A 17,693-nucleotide genomic window follows, 5' to 3' on the forward strand; every position below is an offset into this window, starting at 1 on the left:
GGGACACCACCATGGCGAGCGAGATCAACTACGACGGGGTGACCGTCACCGAGCTGTACGAGACGTTCACCAAGCACGGCATCCCGGCCTCGGACGCCAGCGTGCTGGTCTCCTCCTGGATCTACGAGAACGTGGGCACGGCGAAGCGGGTGTTCAGCTACGCCGAGCCGTTCCCGGCGGTGGAGCCGGGCTGCGCGCCGCCGCCGTTCGCCCGCACCTTCGCGCACAGCGACTGGGTCGACGGCGAGGACGTCGTGCAGGCCGGGCAGACCCCCGGCGAGCAGGGCTTCAACGAGCGTTTCCACCGCATCGAGCACGACCTGGACCACCTCGGCGCCGACCTGGCCAAGGCGTTCTCCTGCATGGCCGCGATGCGGGTGAGCCTGCGGCGGCTGCTCGACGAGATCCGCGCGGAGATCAACCGGCTGCACTCGACGGTGCACGAGAAGAAGGTCGACGGCGGACCGCTGCTGGTCGACAAGATCCCCAACTACATCGGCGCGCTGGACTTCGGAAAGTACATGGGCACCACGATGTTCCTGGACAAGAAGGTCAGCATCTGGCAGACAAAGGCCGGGACCATCGTGCTGCCCGCCGTGGAGACCCTCGGCGTGGACGTGGTCGCCGGGCCGAAGCTCAAGGGCGCCGCCCAGCTCGACCGGTACACCGCGGAGCACGAGGACGTCCGGCAGCGCTTCCCGCGTGAGGTGAAGCTGTCGGAGTTCATCCGCGTCTTCGGCGAGGACGAGCTGGCTGACGGCCGGCTGGTCCGTGACGTGCTCAAGGTGCTGCCGGCGGAGACCGCCTACCCGAGCGTCGACGCGATGCTCGCCGAGGTCAGCGAGCGGGAGGCGGTGATCGTCCGGACCACCGTCGGCGCCCAGGCGGCGGTCGCCGCGGCGTTGGGCATCGAAACCGAGCTGGAGAACGTCGGGGACGCCGACATCGCGATGCTCACCGGGGTGCCGACCAAGGCCCGGGCGGCGCTGGCCCGCAGCGGCATCAGCACCCTCGGCAAACTGGCCGAGGCGCCAGCCGAGCAGGTGCTCGCCATCATGAAGGAGGCCCAGGTACGTGCCGACGTCGGCGACGCCGCCGAGTGGACCGGATACGCCCGGACGCTGAGCAAGCTGCGCTGAACGGCCGGGCCGGGCTCCGGCGAACGGCTGGACCGTCCCGCCCGCCGCGTCGGTGTGACGACACAGCGCTGGCGCGCCGACCATCCACATCCGAGCGTGGAACTCCCACGGTGCGATCGGGTGTGGAGGCGCGCGAATGGTTCTCTCCCAGGTGGCGTACGGCCCCGCTCCGGCAATCGGTGACGGCGGGCACCCGCCCCGGTACGTCCTGCGGCTGCTCGGCGGGTTCGGGCTGGAACGCGACGGGCGGGCCGTGGCGGTGCCGCAGGGCGCCCGCCGGCTGCTGGCCTACCTCGGGGTACGCCAGCGGTGCGCCCGGGCGGAGGCCGCCGGCACGCTCTGGCCCGGCTCGCACGAGGAGCGCGCCCGCGCCAACCTGCGCACCATGCTCTGGCGACTGCACCGGGTCACCCCCGAGCCACTGCTGGAGGAGGACGACCGGCTGGCCCTGGCCGCCAGCGTCACGAGCGACGTGGTCACCCTGGGCGCGGCGGCGGCCGCGCTGCTGGCCGGCGGGTCGCCGGTGGGCACCGGCCCCGGAGTGCCGGCGTTGGCGACCGGCGAGCTGCTGCCGGGTTGGTACGACGACTGGGTCCTGACCGAGCGGGAACGGCTGCGCCAGACCCAGCTGCACGCGCTGGAGGCGCTCGCGGAGCGGCTCACCGCGCAGGGCCGGTTCAGCGAGGCCGTGCAAGTGGCGTTGACCGCCGTGCAGTTGGAGCCACTCCGGGAGAGCGCCACCCGGGCGTTGATCGCCGTGCACCTGGCCGAGCGGAACATCAACGAGGCGGTACGCCGGTTCGAGCTGTTCCGTGCCGACCTGGGCCGGGAGCTCGGTGTCGCTCCGACACCCTGGCTGGAGCACCTGGTGCGGGCCGGCAGGTCCGGAACCGCAGTCCCTTATCCGTGAGCGGCTGCACCGCCCATCCCGACGTCCCGCCCGGGCCCAGGCCGGCGCGAGCCCGACGTCCCCCGCGCAGCCTTTGCTCTGCTTCAGCCGGCGCAACACTTACGGCGTCTAGGTGTTGCGTCCGTTGAAGCAGAGCAAAGGACGTGCGGGGCGGGGCTGGGCTGGGCTGGGGATGACCGGCGGTGCGGGTGGTGCGCCCGCACCGCCGGTCATCCAGATCAGTGTGTCGCGGGCGGGATGCTCTGCTCGTACTGGAAGACGTTGTGCGGGTCGTACTTCGCCTTGATCTTGCGCAGCCGTTGGAAGTTGCGCCCCCAGTAGGCGGTCTCCCACTCGGCCATGCCGATGTTCGGGACGTTGACGTAGGCGCCGTCCACGTAGGGCCGCAAGGCCTGGCTGAACTCGGCGATCCAGGTCTGGGCGATCGGGGTGACGGCATCGCCGCTGTTGGGCTCGCCGCGGGTGCCCCAGCCCACGCCGGGCTCGGAGTAGAAGAGCGCGTCGCGGTGCGGGAACGCCGCACCGCCGAAGGGCTCCTGTCGTTGGGCTCCCTTACCGAAGGCCTGGGTGAAGAAGTTGCTGTCCGGTGACGGGGACTTCTCCATGAACTCGCGGACCACGCTGATGGCCTTCTCGGGGAACGGCTCGCGAGTGAACTGGGAGAAGAACTTCCAGTTCGCGGGCTCGTCGTCGGTCGGGATCTGGAAGCCGGCATAGGTGTCGCCCCAGCCGTCGATCTGCACCGTGACCGTGGGGTTGCCGATCGACAGGATCGGCGCCAGCAGCTTCCTGGCCTCTGCCTCCGACCCCTCCGCGAGCACCGCGAACAGCAGGATCTCGTTCGGGTGGACCTCGACCTGGCTGCCGAGGCGGGGGTCGGTGAAGGGTGCGACGCGCTGCCAGGCGTCGAAGACCTCGTGCAGGTCGTCGAGGCCGGGCCAGGTCACCTGTAGGTAGGCGACGCTCTTCAGCGGCGCCACCTCGTAGGTCAGGGAGGTGACGATCCCGAAGTTGCCGTTCCCCGCTCCGCGCAGCGCCCAGAGCAGGTCCGAGTGGTTCCACGGGTCCACCTCGAGCACCCTCGCGCCGTTGGCGCCCGCCGCGACGACGATCTCCGCCCCGATCAGGTTGTCGCAGGCCATGCCGAGGTAGCGGGTGAGGAACCCGAAGCCGCCGCCGAGGGTCGCCCCGGACAAGCCGACGCTTCCCTCCGTTCCGGTCGTCGCCGCGAGGTCGTGCTCCCCGAGCGCGGTCACCGCCTCCGACTGGTTGAGCCCCGCGCCGACCTTCGCCGTGCGAGTGGCGGTGTCGATGTGTACGTCCTTGAGCTCGCTGACGTCGATCACGATGCCGTTGTCGACGTTCGACCAGCCTTCCAGGCTGTGCCGGCCGCTGCGCACTCGCAGCGCGACGTCGTGCTGCCGTGCCCAGGTGAGGGCGTTGACCACGTCCTGGGTCTCCTGGGCGAAGACGATGACCAGCGGATAGCGCACGAACAGCTCGTCCCAGCCGATGCTCGCCTGCGCGTAGTCGGGGCTCTGGGGGCGGACGATGCGCCCGGTCAAGGTCGCGGGCGGGTACGTCGCGTCGGACGAGCCGACGCCGTCCGCCGCGATCGCCGAACTGCCGCCGACCAGCACGCCCGGCAGGGCGACCGCCCCGGCGCCAACCGCTGTCGCCCTGAGTAGATCGCGGCGAGAAAGGTCACCCATGGCCAAGTCCTCTCAATCGGGTCACGCCAGGCATTTCGACCAAGAGGTGTCTTGGTTCGCATCTGGCGCAAACCAACCGTAGGGCCGGTGTACGTCCCGAAGATCTGAGAACTTGTCGCGGAACCCGGTCGGGTGACGGGGCGATCCGCTCAGCTGCGCAGGACCGGCTGGTCCAGGATGGCGCTGAACCGCTCCTCGGCCAGGTCGAGCTGACCGAAAATGTGTCGCTTCACCGCCGGCGACAGCGGAGTGTCCGGGCGGCCGATCAGGTCGCGGAACAGTGGCACCAGCGGTCGGTACTTCCGGGCCGACGAGACGACCTTCGGCCCGACCGTGTGGATCACGCCCACGCCGTTGTCGGTGAAGTCCGACACCTTGATCACCCGTGCCCAGGGCTCCCGGTCCAGGCTGACCGCCAGGTGCTCTCGGTACTGCGCGTTGCGGTCCCGCTCCGGGTCGTACGCCGGATTGGTGACCGCGGCGACCAGGGTGGCCACCCGGGGCCCGAACCGCGCGGCGAGGGCGGTCAGCGCGGCGCCGGTCGGGTCGGCCCCCGGGTCGCCGCCGGCCAGCTCGGCCGGGTGGTCCTCGACCGCGTCGTGCAGCAGGCCGGCGACGATCACGTCCACGTCACGCACCTGGTAGTGGTGCATCAACCGGATCGCGACCCGCAGCAGGTGGTTGAGGTAGGGCTCGCGGACGCGTCGGTCGTCGCGATGCAGCTCGGCGGCGAGGTCGAGCGCGGCGGTCAACCGCGCCCGGGCGGCGTCGTCGAACTGCTGGACCTCCAACCGGAAACGCTCCAGCAGGCCCGGTTCGCCGTGGATCTCGGTGATCGCGTGCATCGGCATGCTGCCCAGGTGCGGCGGGAAGTCCATGCGTCACTTATAGCCGATCTTCACCATGTCGATGGTGCCGTGCGTCGCCGACCCGACCGTGCGGGACCGGGCCGACGCCGTGCGGGCGTCGACCCGGTCGTGGGGCGATCGGGGTCAGCCGGTGATCCGTCCGTGCCGGCGCCAGCGGTTGCCGTCGCCCCCTATCCCGCCAGCTCCGCGCGGTACGCCGGCACCGCCCACGGCACCGCCAGCTCGCTCGGCAGCGCCCCCCGTTCGGCCGCCCGACGCAACACCTCGACGACGCCCCGCACATGGCGGACCCGTTCCCCGCCTTCGCCGACCGTGGTCACCAGGTCGCCGTCGAGCAGCCGGGGCTCGGGCGCGGGTCGCAACGCGTCCAGCAGCGCGGTGAACGGCGCGGTACGGGCCAGCGGCGCGATCAGCGGCACGCCCACCGGGTCGGCCCGGTGGGTGAGCAGGTTCTCCAGCAGCCCCACCCGACCCGGTACCCGGCGGGTCACCACGTCCCCGGGCAACCGCAACCGGTCGGTCGGGTACTCCAGCACCGCGCGCCCGGCCGTGCCGGTCGTCACCACCTCGCCCGCCACGAACTCCTCGGCGGCCAGGGTCACCGCCACCACGATCGGCGGCCCGGCGCGGAGCCGGACCCGCAGCACCGCGGTGTCCTCCACCTCGATCGGTCGGACCCGGTAACGCTCCACCTCGATCGCCACCGGCCACGGCGGCGCCCCGCCGAGCGCCTCGGCGACCGCCAGGCACTGCATCACCGCGTGCGCGAGCGGGTTGGCCAGGGCGCCGTCCAGCACCGGACGGCCGTCCACGCTCCGCCGGCCGGCCCAGGGCGATCGGGCGTAGTAGGCGTCCGGCCGCTGCCACGCGGCGACGGTGGCGATGCCGGTGACCGTGCCCAGCCGGCCGGCCGCCAGCGCGTCGGTCAGCGCGGTCAGCGCCGCCGAACCGAGCGCCTGGAAACCGACCTGGGCCACCCGTCCGGCAGCCGCCAGCGCAGCGGTCAGCTCCTCGTGCTCGGCCAGCGACAGCACCGGCGGCTTCTCCAGCAGCAGGTCCGCGCCGGCGGCCAGGGCGTCCCGGGCGATCGGCAGGTGGGTGTGCGGCGGCGTGCAGATCACCACCACCTCCGGGCGCGTCGCGGCGAGCATCGCGCGGTGGTCGGTGAACACCCCCACCCCGGGCGGCACCCGCGCGTCCGGGTCGTCCTCCACCGGCTGGACGTCGACCAGAGCGACCAGCCGCAGCCGACCGGCGGCGTGCAGCGGCGCGATGACCCGCCGGTGCCACCGGCCGTGGCCGTTCGCCCCGATCACCGCCACCCGGGGCCGCGGCGTCGCCCCGGTCACCGGGCACCGGCCAGCGTCGCCGCGACGCCGTGCCGCTCCAGCGCGGTCAGCCAGGCGGTCACGTCGGCCCGCACCTCGTCGTCCCCGGCCACCTCGGCGGGGATGACCTCGCGCAGCGCGAAGACCGCCTCGACGACGCCGGCCGGACTCCGCACGCCGGCGTCCAGCGCGGCCCGGATCGGCCCGGCCAGCGGATCCTGGAACGGCAGCGGCCGGCCGTCGTCCGCGTAGCCCAGCGCGAAGCGCAGCCAGGCGGCCACCACCAGCGCGGCCCAGCGCGCGGACCGCCCACCCGCGCGCAGGTCGACGATGGTGTGCAGGACCCGCTGCGGCAGCTTCTGCGAGCCGTCGATCGCCACCTGGAGGGTGCGGTGCCGGATCGCCGGGTTGCCGAACCGGGCCAGGACCTGCTCGCCGTAGTCGACCACCCGGACGCCGTCCGGCGGGATGAAGCTGGCCGCCACGTCCTCGGCGATCAGCCGGCGCAGCACATCTGACAGGTGCGGGATCTCCAGCGCGTCGGCGACCGTCTCCCGACCGGCCAGTGCACCCAGGTACGCCACGGCCGAGTGCACGCCGTTGAGGGCGCGCAGCTTCAACCGCTCCCAGGGGCCGGCGTCGTCGGTCAGCACCGCCCCGGCGTGCTCCCAACCCGGCCGGCCGCCGGGGAAGTCGTCCTCGATCACCCACTGCGCGTACGGCTCGGCGGCCACCGCGGCCAGGTCGGTCACGCCGAGCGCCCGGCGGGCCGCGTCGATCGTCTCCGGGGTGCTGGCCGGCACGATCCGGTCCACCATGGTGCCCGGGCAGGTGACATTGCCGGCCACCCAGTCGACCAGCCCGGTCGGCACGCCAGCGGCACGGCCGACCGCCTGGTCGACCAGGCCGCGCAGCCGCCGGCCGTTGGCCGGCAGGTTGTCGCAGCTGACCAGCGCCACCGGCCCGGCGTCGGCGGCGGCCCGCGCGGCCAGCCCGCGCAGCAGCAGACCCGGCACGGTGGTCGGCGGGCGGCCGCCGGCCAGGTCCGCGGCGAGGGCCGGGTCGGGGCACAACTGGCCGGTCACCGGGTCGAGTTGGTACGCCTTCTCGGTGACGGTCAGCGTCACCACCCGCACCGCCGGGTCGGCGAGCAGGGCTACCACGGCGTCCGGGTCGCTGGCCGCGTGCCGTACCCCGCTCAGCGCGCCCACCACGCGGGTGGCGCTGCCGGCGGCGGAGAGGGTGCTGACGCTGAACAGGTTGTCCTGCGCGGCGAGCGCTTCCACCAGGGTGGTGCTGCGCGGGGCGACCGCCACGATGCCCCAGTCGCCGCCGGCCGCGCCGATCGCGGCCTCGGTGTAGACGGCCTGGTGCGCCCGGTGGAACGCACCGAGCCCGAGATGCACGACACCGGCCGGCACGGTGCCCGGCCGCACCAGCGGTCGGGCCGCGGCGGGCAGCCGGCGCAGCACACCCAGGCCGAGCCGGGAGCCGCCGACGGTCACCGCCACGCCGGGCCGTCCGGGAAGCGGAACTCGGCGATCGACGCCGGCTTCATGGTGGCGCTGTAACCGGGCCGCTGGGGCAGCAGGTAGCGGCCACCACGGGTGCGTACCGGGTCGACGAAGTGTTCGTGCAGGTGGTCGACGTACTCGATCATCCGCCCGTCCAGGCTGGTGCCCACCCGCAGGTAGTCGAAGATCGCCAGGTGTTGGACGTACTCGCAGAGGCCGACGCCGCCGGCGTGCGGGCAGACCGGCACCCCGAACTTGGCCGCCAGCAGCAGCTCGGCCAGGACCTCGTTGACCCCGCCGACCCGGCACGCGTCGATCTGCATCACGCCGATCGCCTCGGCCTGGAGCAGCTGCTTGAAGATCACCCGGTTGGCGGCCACCTCACCGGTGGCCACCCGGCACCGGCCGTCGGTCAGCTCGCTGACCGCGCGGGCGATCCGGGCATGGCCGAGGATGTCGTCGGCGTGCGTCGGCTCCTCGATCCAGTACGGGTCCACCTCGGCCAGCACGGTCATCGCGGTGATCGCCTCGTCGACATCCCAGACCTGGTTGGCGTCCATCATCAGCAGCGCGTCGGGGCCGATTTCGGCGCGGATGATCCGGGCGCGGCGCAGGTCGTCGGCGAGCGGGCCGCCGACCTTCATCTTCATCGCCCGCCAGCCGTCGTCGTACGCCCGCCGGGTCAGCGCCCGCACCTTGTCGTCCGGGTAGCCGAGCCAGCCGACCGAGGTGGTGTACGAAGGGAAACCGGTCCGCTCAAGCTCCGCGAGCCTGCCATCCCCTCCGATCAATCCCTTGTCGAGGATGGCGGCGGCGTCGTCCGGGGTGAGCGCGTCGGTGATGTGCCGGAAGTCGAGGCTGGCCACGAGGTCGTCGGTGGGCAGCTCGGCGAGGAACCGCCACATCGGCTTGCCGGCCAGCGTGGCCCGCAGGTCCCACACCGCGTTGACCAGCGCGCCGGTCGCCATGTGGATGACACCCTTCTCCGGGCCCAGCCAGCGCAGCTGCACGTCGGCGCTGAGCGAGCGCCAGAACGCCACCGGCTCGGCGGCGATCTCCTCGACGGTGCGCCCCCGTACGTGGTGGGCCAGCGCGCGGACCGCCGCGCAGGTGATCTCGTTGCCGCGGCCGTTGGTGAAGGTGAAACCCGCGCCGGTCGGCCCCGCGTCGGTGCCCAGCTCCACGTAGGTCGCCGAGTAGTCGCCCCGGTTGATCGCGTCGGAGCCGTCGCCCCGCGCGGCGGTTGGGAACCGCACGTCGTGCACCTCGACGGAGGTGATGGTGACGCTCACTGGTTCTGCCCTCCGAAGTTGAAGACCCGCTTGGGCAGCCGGTACGCCAGGTCGACGATGGTCTCGGCCGCCTCGTCGATCGGCAGCCGGTGCTCGGCGACGAGGCGGGCCAGGAAGCCGGCGTCGACCCGGCGGGCCACGTCGTGGCGGACCGGGATGGAGCAGAACGCCCGGGTGTCGTCGACGAACCCGGTGGTGTTGTAGAAGCCGGCGGTCTCGGTGACCGTCTCCCGGAACCGGCGCAGCACCTCGGGGGAGTCCAGGAACCACCAGGGCGCGCCGAGCAGCAGCGCGGCGTAGCCACCGGCCAGGGGTGCCAGCTCGCGGGTGAAGGTGTCCTCGTCGAGGGTGTAGAGCACCACCCGCAGCCGGGGGTCGTTGCCGTAGCGCTCCAGCAGCGGGGCGAGCGCGTGCACGTACTCGGTGGCCTGCGGAACGTCCCCGCCGACGTCGCGCCCGTGCCGGGTGTGCAGCCAGCGGTTGTGGTTGCGCACCGCGCCGGGGTGCAGCTGCATGACCAGGCCGTCGTCGAGCGACATCCGGGCGAACTCCACCAGCATGTGCGCCCGGAACGCCTCCGCGTCAGCCGGGCCGGCCTCGCCGCGCCGGCCCCGGTCGTACAGCCGAGCGGCCTCCTGCGGGGCCAGGTCCAGGGTGCGGGCGGTGGGGTGGCCGTGGTCCGACGAGGTCGCCCCGGCGGCGATGAACGCGGCCCGGCGTGCCCGCAGCGCGGTCAGGTAGCCGGCGTACGTGCCGGTGTCCTCTCCGGCCAGCTCGCCCAGCCGGTCGACGTTGCTCGACCAGCCCTCGAACTCCATGTCCACCACGTCGTCGGGGCGGAAGGTGGTGACCACCCGGCCGCCCGGCCCGCCCCAGCCGTCGGCGGCGAGCTTGGCGTGCTGGCCGAGGTCGTCCAGCGGCGACTCGGTGGTGGCCAGCACCTCGATGCCGAACCGCTCGAACAGCGCCCGGGGCCGGAAGCCCGGCTCGGCGAGCCGGGCGGCCAGCTCGTCGTAGAGGGTGTCGGCGGTGGCCGGGCCGAGCGGGGTGTGCACCCCGAACACGGTGCGGAAGGTCTGCTCCAGCCACAGTCGTGACGGGGTGCCCCGGAACAGGTGCCAGTGCGCGGCGAAGCGCCGCCAGATGACCCGGCCGTCGGTCTCCACGGGGCTGCCGTCGCGGGTGGGTACCCCCAGGTCCGCCGGGGGTACGCCCTGGCTGAGCAGCATCCGGGTCAGGTAGTGGTCGGGCACGATGAGCAGCTGCGCCGGGTCGGGAAACGGCCGGTCCTCGGCGAGCAGGGCCGGGTCGACGTGCCCGTGCGGTGAGATGATGGGCTGCTCCGCCGCGAGGGCGTACAGCTCCCGGGCCAGCGTGCGCTGGCCGGGCTCGGGCGGCAGGAGCAGGTCGGTGTTGTCGAACGTGGGCACGGGGATCGGCTCCTCGTCTCCTGGGTCAGCGGGGGGTGAGCAGGTCGGCGACCCGGACCGGTTGACCGGTCTCGAAGGACCGGTTGGCGGCCAGGCCGGTGAGCAGGGCCAGGGCGCCGTCGTCCGCGGACGCGGCGCGGTCCAGCGGGTCGGGTTGGCCACCGAAGAGCACGCCGGTCATCCGGGCGTCCGCGCCGCCGTGCCCGTGCCGGGTGCGGCCCTCGACGGGGATCTGCCGGGGCGGCGTCCAGAACGGACGCAGGGTGAGCGTCGCGCCGCCGCCCTCGGCCGGCGCCTCGGCGCCGTGCGGCGCGGCGCCCTTGACCGCGCCGGCGGTGCCCCGGTCGACGAAGTCGTTCTCGGTGACCTCCAGCTCCAGCCGGCCGTGGCTGCCGTTGACCATCACCCGGTAGCCCTCCCAGGGGGCGTACGCGGTGAGGTGGTAGGTCATCGTGGCGCCGGTGGAGTAGCGGGCGAGCACCGCCATGTCGTCCTCGATGCTCACCCCGGGGGCGAACACGTTGCGGTCGCGCTGGTAGCCGTCCTCGGCCTCGGCGTCGAGGTACAGCTCGCGCAGCCGGGGGTGTGCGTCGAGTCGGAGCGCGAACGGGTCGTCGACGGCGGCGGGGGAGCCGTGCGCCCGGTCGTAGTCGCGGGCGTAGCCGTGCCGGCGGCCGTCCTCGCCGTAGAAGAACAGTCGCCCGGCCGCGTACACCTCGACCGGGGTGGCATCCAGCCACCAGTTGACCAGGTCGAAGTGGTGGCTGGCCTTGTGCACCATCAGCCCGCCGGAGGTGGCCTTGTCCCGGTGCCAGCGGCGGAAGTAGTCGGCGCCGTGCCGCACGTCGAGCAGCCACTCAAAGTGCACCGAGCCGATCTCGCCGACCGCGCCGTCGGCGAGCAGTCGGCGGACCTGTTCGTGCAGCGGGTTGTAGCGGTAGTTGAAGGCCACCGTCACCCGGCCGCCGGTCTCCGCCACGGCGTCCAGGATCCGCCGGCAGCGCGGCGCGTCCACGGTCATCGGCTTCTCGGTGATGACCTCGCGCCCGGCGCGCAGCGCGGCCACCACGTACTTGTCGTGGGTGACGTCCACGCTGGTGACCAGGACGACGTCGACCCGCTCCTTGTCCAGCATGGCCACGAAGTCGCCGGCCGGATAGGTCGGCACCGGGCGGTGGCCCAGCTCGGTGAGCCAGCGGTTGTGCGCGTCCATCCGGGCCTGGTTGACGTCGGCGAAGGCGACCAGCTCGGTGGTGTCGGGGTGGTCGAGCGCCAGGGCCCGGACGAACATCTCCGCCCGGGCTCCGGTGCCCACGACGGCGTGCCGGACCCGGCCGTCGGCTCTGGGTGACATTCGGTCGCCTCCCGGTGATCCTGCAAAGGTTTGCAGTGAAGTAATCACGATCGATCCGATCCCGTCAACGAGGGCGGCGCAATCGGCGGTAAATGTCAGTGTTTGCGGGCCTGGAAGTCGCCAACGGGAGTCCTGGCGCAACAGAACCGTAATCATGCGCCGTTGACAGTGGAGCAACCGTTTGCATTAATTGGCCCCACCCACGTGACCGCCGCCACATCGGACGAAGGGGCCGCCGTGCCAGTCACCATCCGGGACGTCGCCCGCGCCTCCGGGGTGCACATCTCCACCGTGTCGCGCACCTTCTCCGCCCCGCACCTCGTCAACCCGGAGACCCGGGTCCGGGTGCTGGCCTGCGCGGAGGATCTGGGCTACCGGCCGAACCGTGCCGCCCGGGCCCTGATCACCGGGCGGACGCACAACATCGGGCTGATCATCGCGGACATCGCGAACCCGTTCTTCCCGCCGCTGATCAAGGCGGCGGAGAGTCAGGCCCGGCACCGCGACTACCACGTCTTCGTGGCCGACACCAATGAGGACCCGACCGCCGAGGAGGAGCTGGTCCACGCCCTGGCCAAGCAGGTGGACGGGGTGCTGCTGTGCAGCCCGCGGATGAGCAACAGCCTGATCGAGCAGCTCAGCCGCGAGGTGCCGCTGGTGGTGGTGAACCGCCAGGTCACCGGCCTGCCCTGTGTGCTGATGGATGTCGGGCAGGGTGCCCGGGCGGCGATCGAGCACCTGATCGGCCTGGGTCACACCCGCATCGCGCTGCTCGGCGGCCCACGCAGCTCGTGGACCAACCGGGAGATGCGCCGCGCCGCCAGCACGGCCGCCCGGGCCGGTGGCGCCGAGCTGACCCTGCTCGGCCCGAACGCGCCCACCGGGACCGGTGGATCCGCGGCCGCCGAGCAGGTGCGGCGCAGCGGCGTGTCCGCCGTGCTCGCCTACAACGACCTGATGGCGATCGGCCTCATCGAGGGGCTGGACGCGCTCGGGGTCCGGGTGCCGCAGGAGGTGAGCGTCGTCGGGGTCGACGACATCGCCCTGAGCCGGCTCACCCGCCCCAAACTGACGACGGTGGCCACACCCACCGCGGCCGCCGGCCGGACGGCCGTCGACATGCTGCTGCAACAGGACACCGAGTCACCGCGCGGTGCGCGGGGGTCCGGTGCCGGCGCGGCGCTCGGCGTCCGTCGTACCACCGCACAGGTAATGCTCCAGACCGACCTGGTCATCCGCGACTCGACCGGCCCGGGCCCGCACGCCCGACCGGCACGTCCCCTGGCCGCGCCGCGAAGCCCGGACCCGCATTGCCCTGCGGGCCCGGGCATCCCGACCGCGGCCACCGGTGACGCCGTCGCCTCCTAATGCCGAGGAGTGAGCGCACATGCACCCCGCAACGCCCCCCACCACTGACGCGCCCGTCGGGCGCACCCACCGTACTCCGCTGCCCCGGCGGCGACTGCTGCGCGGCCTGCTCGTCGCGACGGTCGCCGCGCCGCTGATGTTCGGCGCCGCGGCCTGCGGAGACGACGGCGGTGCCGCCGACCCGAACGCCCCGGTCAAGCTCTCCATCTTTTGGTGGGGCGGCGACGCCCGGGCCAAGCTGACCGAGGACGCGCTCGCCCTTTACACCAAGAAGCACCCGAACGTGACGTTCGAGAAGACCTGGCAGGCCAACCAGGGCTACTTCGACAAGCTGGCGACGCTCACCGCCGGTGGCAACCCGCCCGACCTGTTCCAGATCGACGACAACTACCTGGCCGAGTACGCGGCCCGCAACACCACGCTCGATCTGACCTCCTACCAGAAGTCCGGCAAGCTGGACACCTCGAAGTTCCCTGAGAGCCTCTGGCAGTACGGCGTGGTCGACGGCAAGCTCGCCGGCCTCGCCTCCGGGGAGAACACCCAGGGCCTGGTCTACAACAAGACGCTGCTGACCAAGCACAACCTGCCCGAGCCCACCACCGGGATGACCTGGGAGCAGCACATCGCCTGGGCCGAGCAGGTCACCGCCAAGTCCAAGGTGCCCGGCACCCAGGACCCGAGCGCCGACTACAAGGCGTTCTGGGTCTGGCTGCGCCAGCAGGGCAAGGACCTCTACCAGGGCAAGGACCTGGGCTTCACCGCCGAGGACGTGACCAAGTGGTTCGAGCTGTGGAAGGGCGCACGGGACCGCAAGGCCACCCCGACCGCCGACGTCATCCACGAGGGCAACTCCAGCGACATCACCAAGCAACTGGTGGTCACCGGCAAGTCGGCGACCTCCTGGGTCTGGGCCAACCAGATGCCGGATCTGAAGAAGAACACCAAGGACGAGCTGGGCGTCATCGCCTACCCCGGTGACCCGAGCGCGCAGTGGGCCCGGGCCTCGATGTACTGGTCGGTGTTCAGGGGCAGCAAGCACAAGGACGTCGCGGTCGACGTGATCAACTTTCTGAACAACGACCAGGAGGCGGTCAAGCTGCTCGGCACCGACCGGGGCCTGCCGTCCAACCAGGACCTGCGCCGGGTGGTCAGCGACGACACCACCGACCCCGCCATGAAGCAGTCGATTGCCGTCGAGGCGGAGCTGACCCAGAAGTTCGGCAAGTCCCCGCAGGTGCCGATCAAGGGACACAGCAAGGTCCGCTCCGAGCTGATCAAGGCCGCGGAGAACGCCCAGTACGGCCGGGCCACCCCCGCCGAGGCGGCCGCACAGTTCATCGAGGCGTGCAAGTCCGCCATCGCCTGACCGCCGCACCAGGCGAGGAGAGGAGCTGTTCGTGGCGTTGACCACGGCACCCGAACCGACCCGACCTGATCCCGGCCCCGTCCGGCACAGCGAAGGTCTCGCGGGGTACGTCTTCCTGTCGCCGTGGCTCATTGGCCTGATGGGTGTCACGGCGATCCCCATGCTGCTGTCGCTCTACCTGAGCTTCACCAACTACGACATCCTCACCCCCTGGTCCGAGGTGCAGTGGGTGGGGCTGGCCAACTACGAGCGGATGTTCACCGCCGACCCGTCGTACTGGCATTCGGTGCGGGTCACCCTCACCTTCGCGCTGATCGCCGTACCGCTGAAACTGGCCGCGGCGCTCGGCGTGGCGCTGCTGCTCAACCGCGCCTGGCGTGGGGTCGGGCTGTTCCGCGGGCTGTTCTACCTGCCGTCGCTGCTCGGCGGCAGCGTCGCGCTGGCCATCGTCTGGGTCAACATGTTCAACCGCGACGGCGCGTTCAACTCGCTGCTGAGCCTCTTCGGCATCCAGGGCAAGCCCTGGGTCAACGACCCGGACTGGGCCCTCGAAACGCTGATGGTGCTGGCGATCTGGCAGTTCGGCGCGCCGATGGTGATCTTCCTGGCCGGGCTCAAGCAGGTGCCCACCGAGCTGTACGAGGCCGCGTCGGTCGACGGCGCCGGCCGGTTCCGTAAATTCCGGAACGTCACCCTGCCGATGCTCTCCCCGGTGATCTTCTTCAACCTGGTGCTGGAGACGATCAACGGCTTCCAGGGCTTCACCGCCGCGTTCGTGCTCAGCAACGGCACGGGTGGCCCGGTCGACTCCACCCTGATGTACACGCTGAACCTCTACATCACCGGCTTCACCGACCTCGAGATGGGCTACGCCTCGGCGATGGCCTGGGTCTTCCTGCTCGCCATCGCGGTGATCACCGCGATCTTCTTCAGCACGGGGCGGTTCTGGGTGCACTACTCCGACGGGGAGGACCGGTGATGGTGGTGGTGACCCCGACGGCCGGCGCGCCGACCGGAGCAGGGCCGACCACGCGTCGTCGGCCCGGCGGTCGGCCGGTGCTGCGACTGCTCATCCTGGTGGCGATCGTCGCCGTGGTGCTCTACCCGCTGATCTGGATGGTCGGCACCTCGGTGAAGTCCCAGGAGGAGATCGTCAACAACATCGGGCTGCTGCCCGAGCGGTTCACCCCCGGCAACTACACCGCCGGGTGGAGCAACTTCGACGTCAGCTTCGGCCGGTTCTTCCTCAACAGCGCCATGGTCAGCCTGCTCACCGTGGTCGGCAACGGGATCTCCTGCCTGCTGGCCGCGTACGCCTTCGCCCGGCTACGGTTCCGGCTGCGCGGCATGTGGTTCGCCGTCATGATTGGCACGCTGCTGCTGCCCTCGCACGTGCTGATCGTGCCGCAGTACATCCTGTTCCGGACGCTGGGGCTGGTCGGCGGGGACTGGCCGTACCTGCCGCTGCTGATCCCGCAGTTCCTGGCCACCGAGGCGTTCTTCGTCTTCCTGATGGTGCAGTTCATGCGGGGCGTCCCGCGCGAGCTGGACGAGGCGGCCCGGATCGACGGCGCCGGCCCGTACGGCATCTTCCGGCACGTCATCCTGCCGCTGAGCCGTCCCGCGCTGGTCACCACCGCGATCTTCTCGTTCATCTGGACCTGGAACGACTTCTTCCGGCAGTTGGTCTTCCTCTCCCAACTGGAGGACTACACCGTGCCGGTCGCGCTGACGCTGTTCATCGACTCGACCAGCCAGAGCGCGGTCGGGCCGATGTTCGCCATGTCGGTGCTGTCGCTGCTGCCGGTCTTCCTGTTCTTCGTCGCGTTCCAGCGCATGCTCGTCGAGGGGATCAACACCAGTGGCATCAAGGGCTGAGCCGGCGGACACCAGCGGGCGGCGGGACTGGCGCGATGTCGTCCGGGACGCCGCCGACCTGGCGCTGCTCGGCATCCTGCTGACCCTCGCGGCGGTGCCCCTGCTCACCGCCGCCGCAGCGGCGGGCACGGCCAGCGCGGCGGTGCACGACTGGACCCGGACCGGCAGTTGGCCGTCGGCGCGCACGACCCTGCGCCGGTTCGGCCGGTCGGTGCTGCCCGGCGTGCCGGTCAGCCTGCTCGCGCTCGCCGTGGCCGGGCTGCTCGCCGCCGACCTGGCTGCGCTGGCCACCGGGCGTGTGCCGGGCGGCCCGCCGGCGCTGCTGGTGACCGCGCTGGTCTCGGCCGGCCTGGCGGGTTACGCCGGGTTGGTCGTCGTCGAGGTGGGCGGCAACGGGGGCGGGCGGTGGCGGGCCGCGGCCCGGTCCGCCGCCCGCGCCTGCCTCGACGCGCCCACCCGCTGGGCCGCGCTCACCGGGGTGACCGCGCTGGCCGGGCTGCTCGCCGTCCTGGTCACCCCGGTCGCGGTGCCGATCCTCGCCGGTTACACCGTGGCTGCCCTGCACGCCGTCGCCGCCCGCCGGCCGGTCTCTGCCGACCTCACCGTCGGCCGGCAGAGACCGGCCGACCCCACCGTCCGCCGGCCGGTCTCAGCCGCCGTCGTCGGCCGCCGGGAGCTGTCGTGAGTGGGGAGCCGGTGCGGCTGACGGTCGGGGCCACGGAGGTGGCCGAGTACGTGCTCGACCCGGCGCTGGACGCGCGGCACGGGCCCCGACCGTACCTGCACCCGGTACGCACCCTCGGCGGAACGGTGGTCACCGACGCGCTACCCGCCGACCACGTGTGGCACCTCGGCGCGTCCCTCGCGGTGCAGGACGTCGACGGCAGCAACCTCTGGGGCGGGCGTACCTACGTCCGCGACGTCGGCTACACCTGGCGTGACGACCACGGCATCATCGCGCACACCGGCGAGGTCGAACGGTCCCCGGGCCGGTACGCGCACGATCTCCAGTGGCGCGACCGGGCCGGCGGGGTACTGCTGACCGAACGACGGGGGCTCGCAGTGTCGGCGGTCGCGCCGGACACCTGGCGGCTCGATGTGGATTCCGTCCTCACCGCCCCGGTCGACCGGGAGGTGCGCCTGGGCAGCCCGGCCACCAACGGCCGCCCGGGCGGGGCCGGCTACGGCGGGTTCTTCTGGCGGGCCGCCGCCGACGGCGAACCGGTGGTGTTCACCGCCGACGCGGCCGGGGAGGAGACGGTCAACGGCAGTGCGGCGCCGTGGCTCGCGTTGACCGGCGTCCGGTCGGGCGGCGGGGCGTACACCTTGGTCTTCGCGGGCCTCGGCCGAGGCGACCGGTGGTTCGTGCGGACCGGGATGTATCCGGGGGTCTGTGTGGCGTTCGCGTTCGACCGGCCGGCGGTGGTGCCGGCCGGTGGGAGCCGGCACGGCCGGTACCGGGTGTGGGTGGCCGACGGGACCCTCGACCGAAACGGTGTCGCTGCCCTGGTCGCGGCCGTGCCGTGAACCTCG

Annotated in this window: 15 protein-coding genes; 8 read left to right on the forward strand and 7 right to left on the reverse strand. The window is 72.3% G+C overall.

Annotation, left to right across the window (positions count from 1 at the left end; all coding sequences use genetic code 11):
* Nucleotides 1–11: 11 nt before the first annotated feature.
* Together KBX63_RS03420 and KBX63_RS03425 are read left to right on the forward strand one after the other, a co-directional pair.
* Nucleotides 12–1,139, forward strand: coding sequence for a hypothetical protein (locus KBX63_RS03420; RefSeq protein ID WP_210907992.1), 1,128 nt, complete (start codon nucleotides 12–14; stop codon nucleotides 1,137–1,139).
* Between the two features lie 136 nt (nucleotides 1,140–1,275).
* Nucleotides 1,276–2,049, forward strand: coding sequence for a BTAD domain-containing putative transcriptional regulator (locus KBX63_RS03425; RefSeq protein WP_210907994.1), 774 nt, complete (start codon nucleotides 1,276–1,278; stop codon nucleotides 2,047–2,049).
* Between the two features lie 218 nt (nucleotides 2,050–2,267).
* Here KBX63_RS03425 and KBX63_RS03430 read toward each other — a convergent pair whose 3' ends face one another.
* The 7 genes from KBX63_RS03430 to KBX63_RS03460 form a co-directional block, all read right to left on the reverse strand.
* Entirely contained in the window at nucleotides 2,268–3,761 is a 1,494-nt protein-coding gene (locus KBX63_RS03430) for an FAD-binding oxidoreductase (RefSeq protein WP_210907996.1), read from the reverse strand.
* Nucleotides 3,762–3,910: 149 nt separating this feature from the next.
* The gene (locus KBX63_RS03435) at nucleotides 3,911–4,639 is read right to left on the reverse strand and encodes an HD domain-containing protein (protein WP_210907998.1); all 729 of its coding nucleotides are present in this window, start codon (nucleotides 4,637–4,639) and stop codon (nucleotides 3,911–3,913) included.
* 161 nt (nucleotides 4,640–4,800) lie between these two features.
* A complete protein-coding gene (locus tag KBX63_RS03440; RefSeq protein WP_210907999.1) occupies nucleotides 4,801–5,979 on the reverse strand; it encodes a Gfo/Idh/MocA family protein in 1,179 nt (392 codons plus the stop codon).
* Complete coding sequence (locus KBX63_RS03445; RefSeq protein WP_210908001.1) at nucleotides 5,976–7,469, reverse strand: mannitol dehydrogenase family protein; 1,494 nt, start codon at nucleotides 7,467–7,469, stop codon at nucleotides 5,976–5,978. The genes KBX63_RS03440 and KBX63_RS03445 overlap by 4 nt, the downstream gene beginning before the upstream one ends.
* Nucleotides 7,460–8,764, reverse strand: coding sequence for an enolase C-terminal domain-like protein (locus KBX63_RS03450; RefSeq protein WP_210908007.1), 1,305 nt, complete (start codon nucleotides 8,762–8,764; stop codon nucleotides 7,460–7,462). The genes KBX63_RS03445 and KBX63_RS03450 overlap by 10 nt, the downstream gene beginning before the upstream one ends.
* Nucleotides 8,761–10,194, reverse strand: a complete 1,434-nt coding sequence (gene uxaC / locus KBX63_RS03455; protein ID WP_210908009.1) for a glucuronate isomerase — start codon at nucleotides 10,192–10,194, stop codon at nucleotides 8,761–8,763. The genes KBX63_RS03450 and uxaC overlap by 4 nt, the downstream gene beginning before the upstream one ends.
* Before the next feature lie 25 nt (nucleotides 10,195–10,219).
* Nucleotides 10,220–11,548 carry a Gfo/Idh/MocA family protein gene (locus KBX63_RS03460; protein ID WP_210908011.1) on the reverse strand — a complete coding sequence of 443 codons (1,329 nt, stop codon included), beginning with the start codon at nucleotides 11,546–11,548 and terminating at the stop codon, nucleotides 10,220–10,222.
* A gap of 237 nt (nucleotides 11,549–11,785) precedes the next feature.
* On the opposite strand from KBX63_RS03460, the gene KBX63_RS03465 reads away from it, so the two are divergent.
* Genes KBX63_RS03465 through KBX63_RS03490 form a run of 6 tightly spaced genes read left to right on the forward strand, consistent with a single transcriptional unit; the run spans nucleotide 11,786 to nucleotide 17,687 of the window.
* A complete protein-coding gene (locus KBX63_RS03465) occupies nucleotides 11,786–12,916 on the forward strand; it encodes a LacI family DNA-binding transcriptional regulator (RefSeq protein WP_210908013.1) in 1,131 nt (376 codons plus the stop codon).
* Between the two features lie 19 nt (nucleotides 12,917–12,935).
* On the forward strand, nucleotides 12,936–14,282 hold the full coding sequence (locus tag KBX63_RS03470) for an ABC transporter substrate-binding protein (protein ID WP_210908015.1): 1,347 nt from the start codon (nucleotides 12,936–12,938) through the stop codon (nucleotides 14,280–14,282).
* A 31-nt stretch (nucleotides 14,283–14,313) separates the two neighbouring features.
* Nucleotides 14,314–15,261: a carbohydrate ABC transporter permease gene (locus KBX63_RS03475; protein ID WP_374102181.1), complete on the forward strand. Its 948-nt coding sequence runs from the start codon at nucleotides 14,314–14,316 to the stop codon at nucleotides 15,259–15,261.
* Entirely contained in the window at nucleotides 15,261–16,160 is a 900-nt protein-coding gene (locus KBX63_RS03480; RefSeq protein WP_247661619.1) for a carbohydrate ABC transporter permease, read from the forward strand. Before KBX63_RS03475 ends, KBX63_RS03480 begins: the two co-directional genes overlap by 1 nt.
* Entirely contained in the window at nucleotides 16,144–16,845 is a 702-nt protein-coding gene (locus tag KBX63_RS03485; RefSeq protein WP_210908017.1) for a hypothetical protein, read from the forward strand. Before KBX63_RS03480 ends, KBX63_RS03485 begins: the two co-directional genes overlap by 17 nt.
* Nucleotides 16,842–17,687 carry a PmoA family protein gene (locus KBX63_RS03490; RefSeq protein ID WP_210908019.1) on the forward strand — a complete coding sequence of 282 codons (846 nt, stop codon included), beginning with the start codon at nucleotides 16,842–16,844 and terminating at the stop codon, nucleotides 17,685–17,687. The genes KBX63_RS03485 and KBX63_RS03490 overlap by 4 nt, the downstream gene beginning before the upstream one ends.
* Nucleotides 17,688–17,693 lie beyond the last annotated feature (6 nt).

The sequence above is a fragment of the Micromonospora sp. U21 genome, assembly GCF_018070045.1.
GTDB lineage: Bacteria > Actinomycetota > Actinomycetes > Mycobacteriales > Micromonosporaceae > Micromonospora.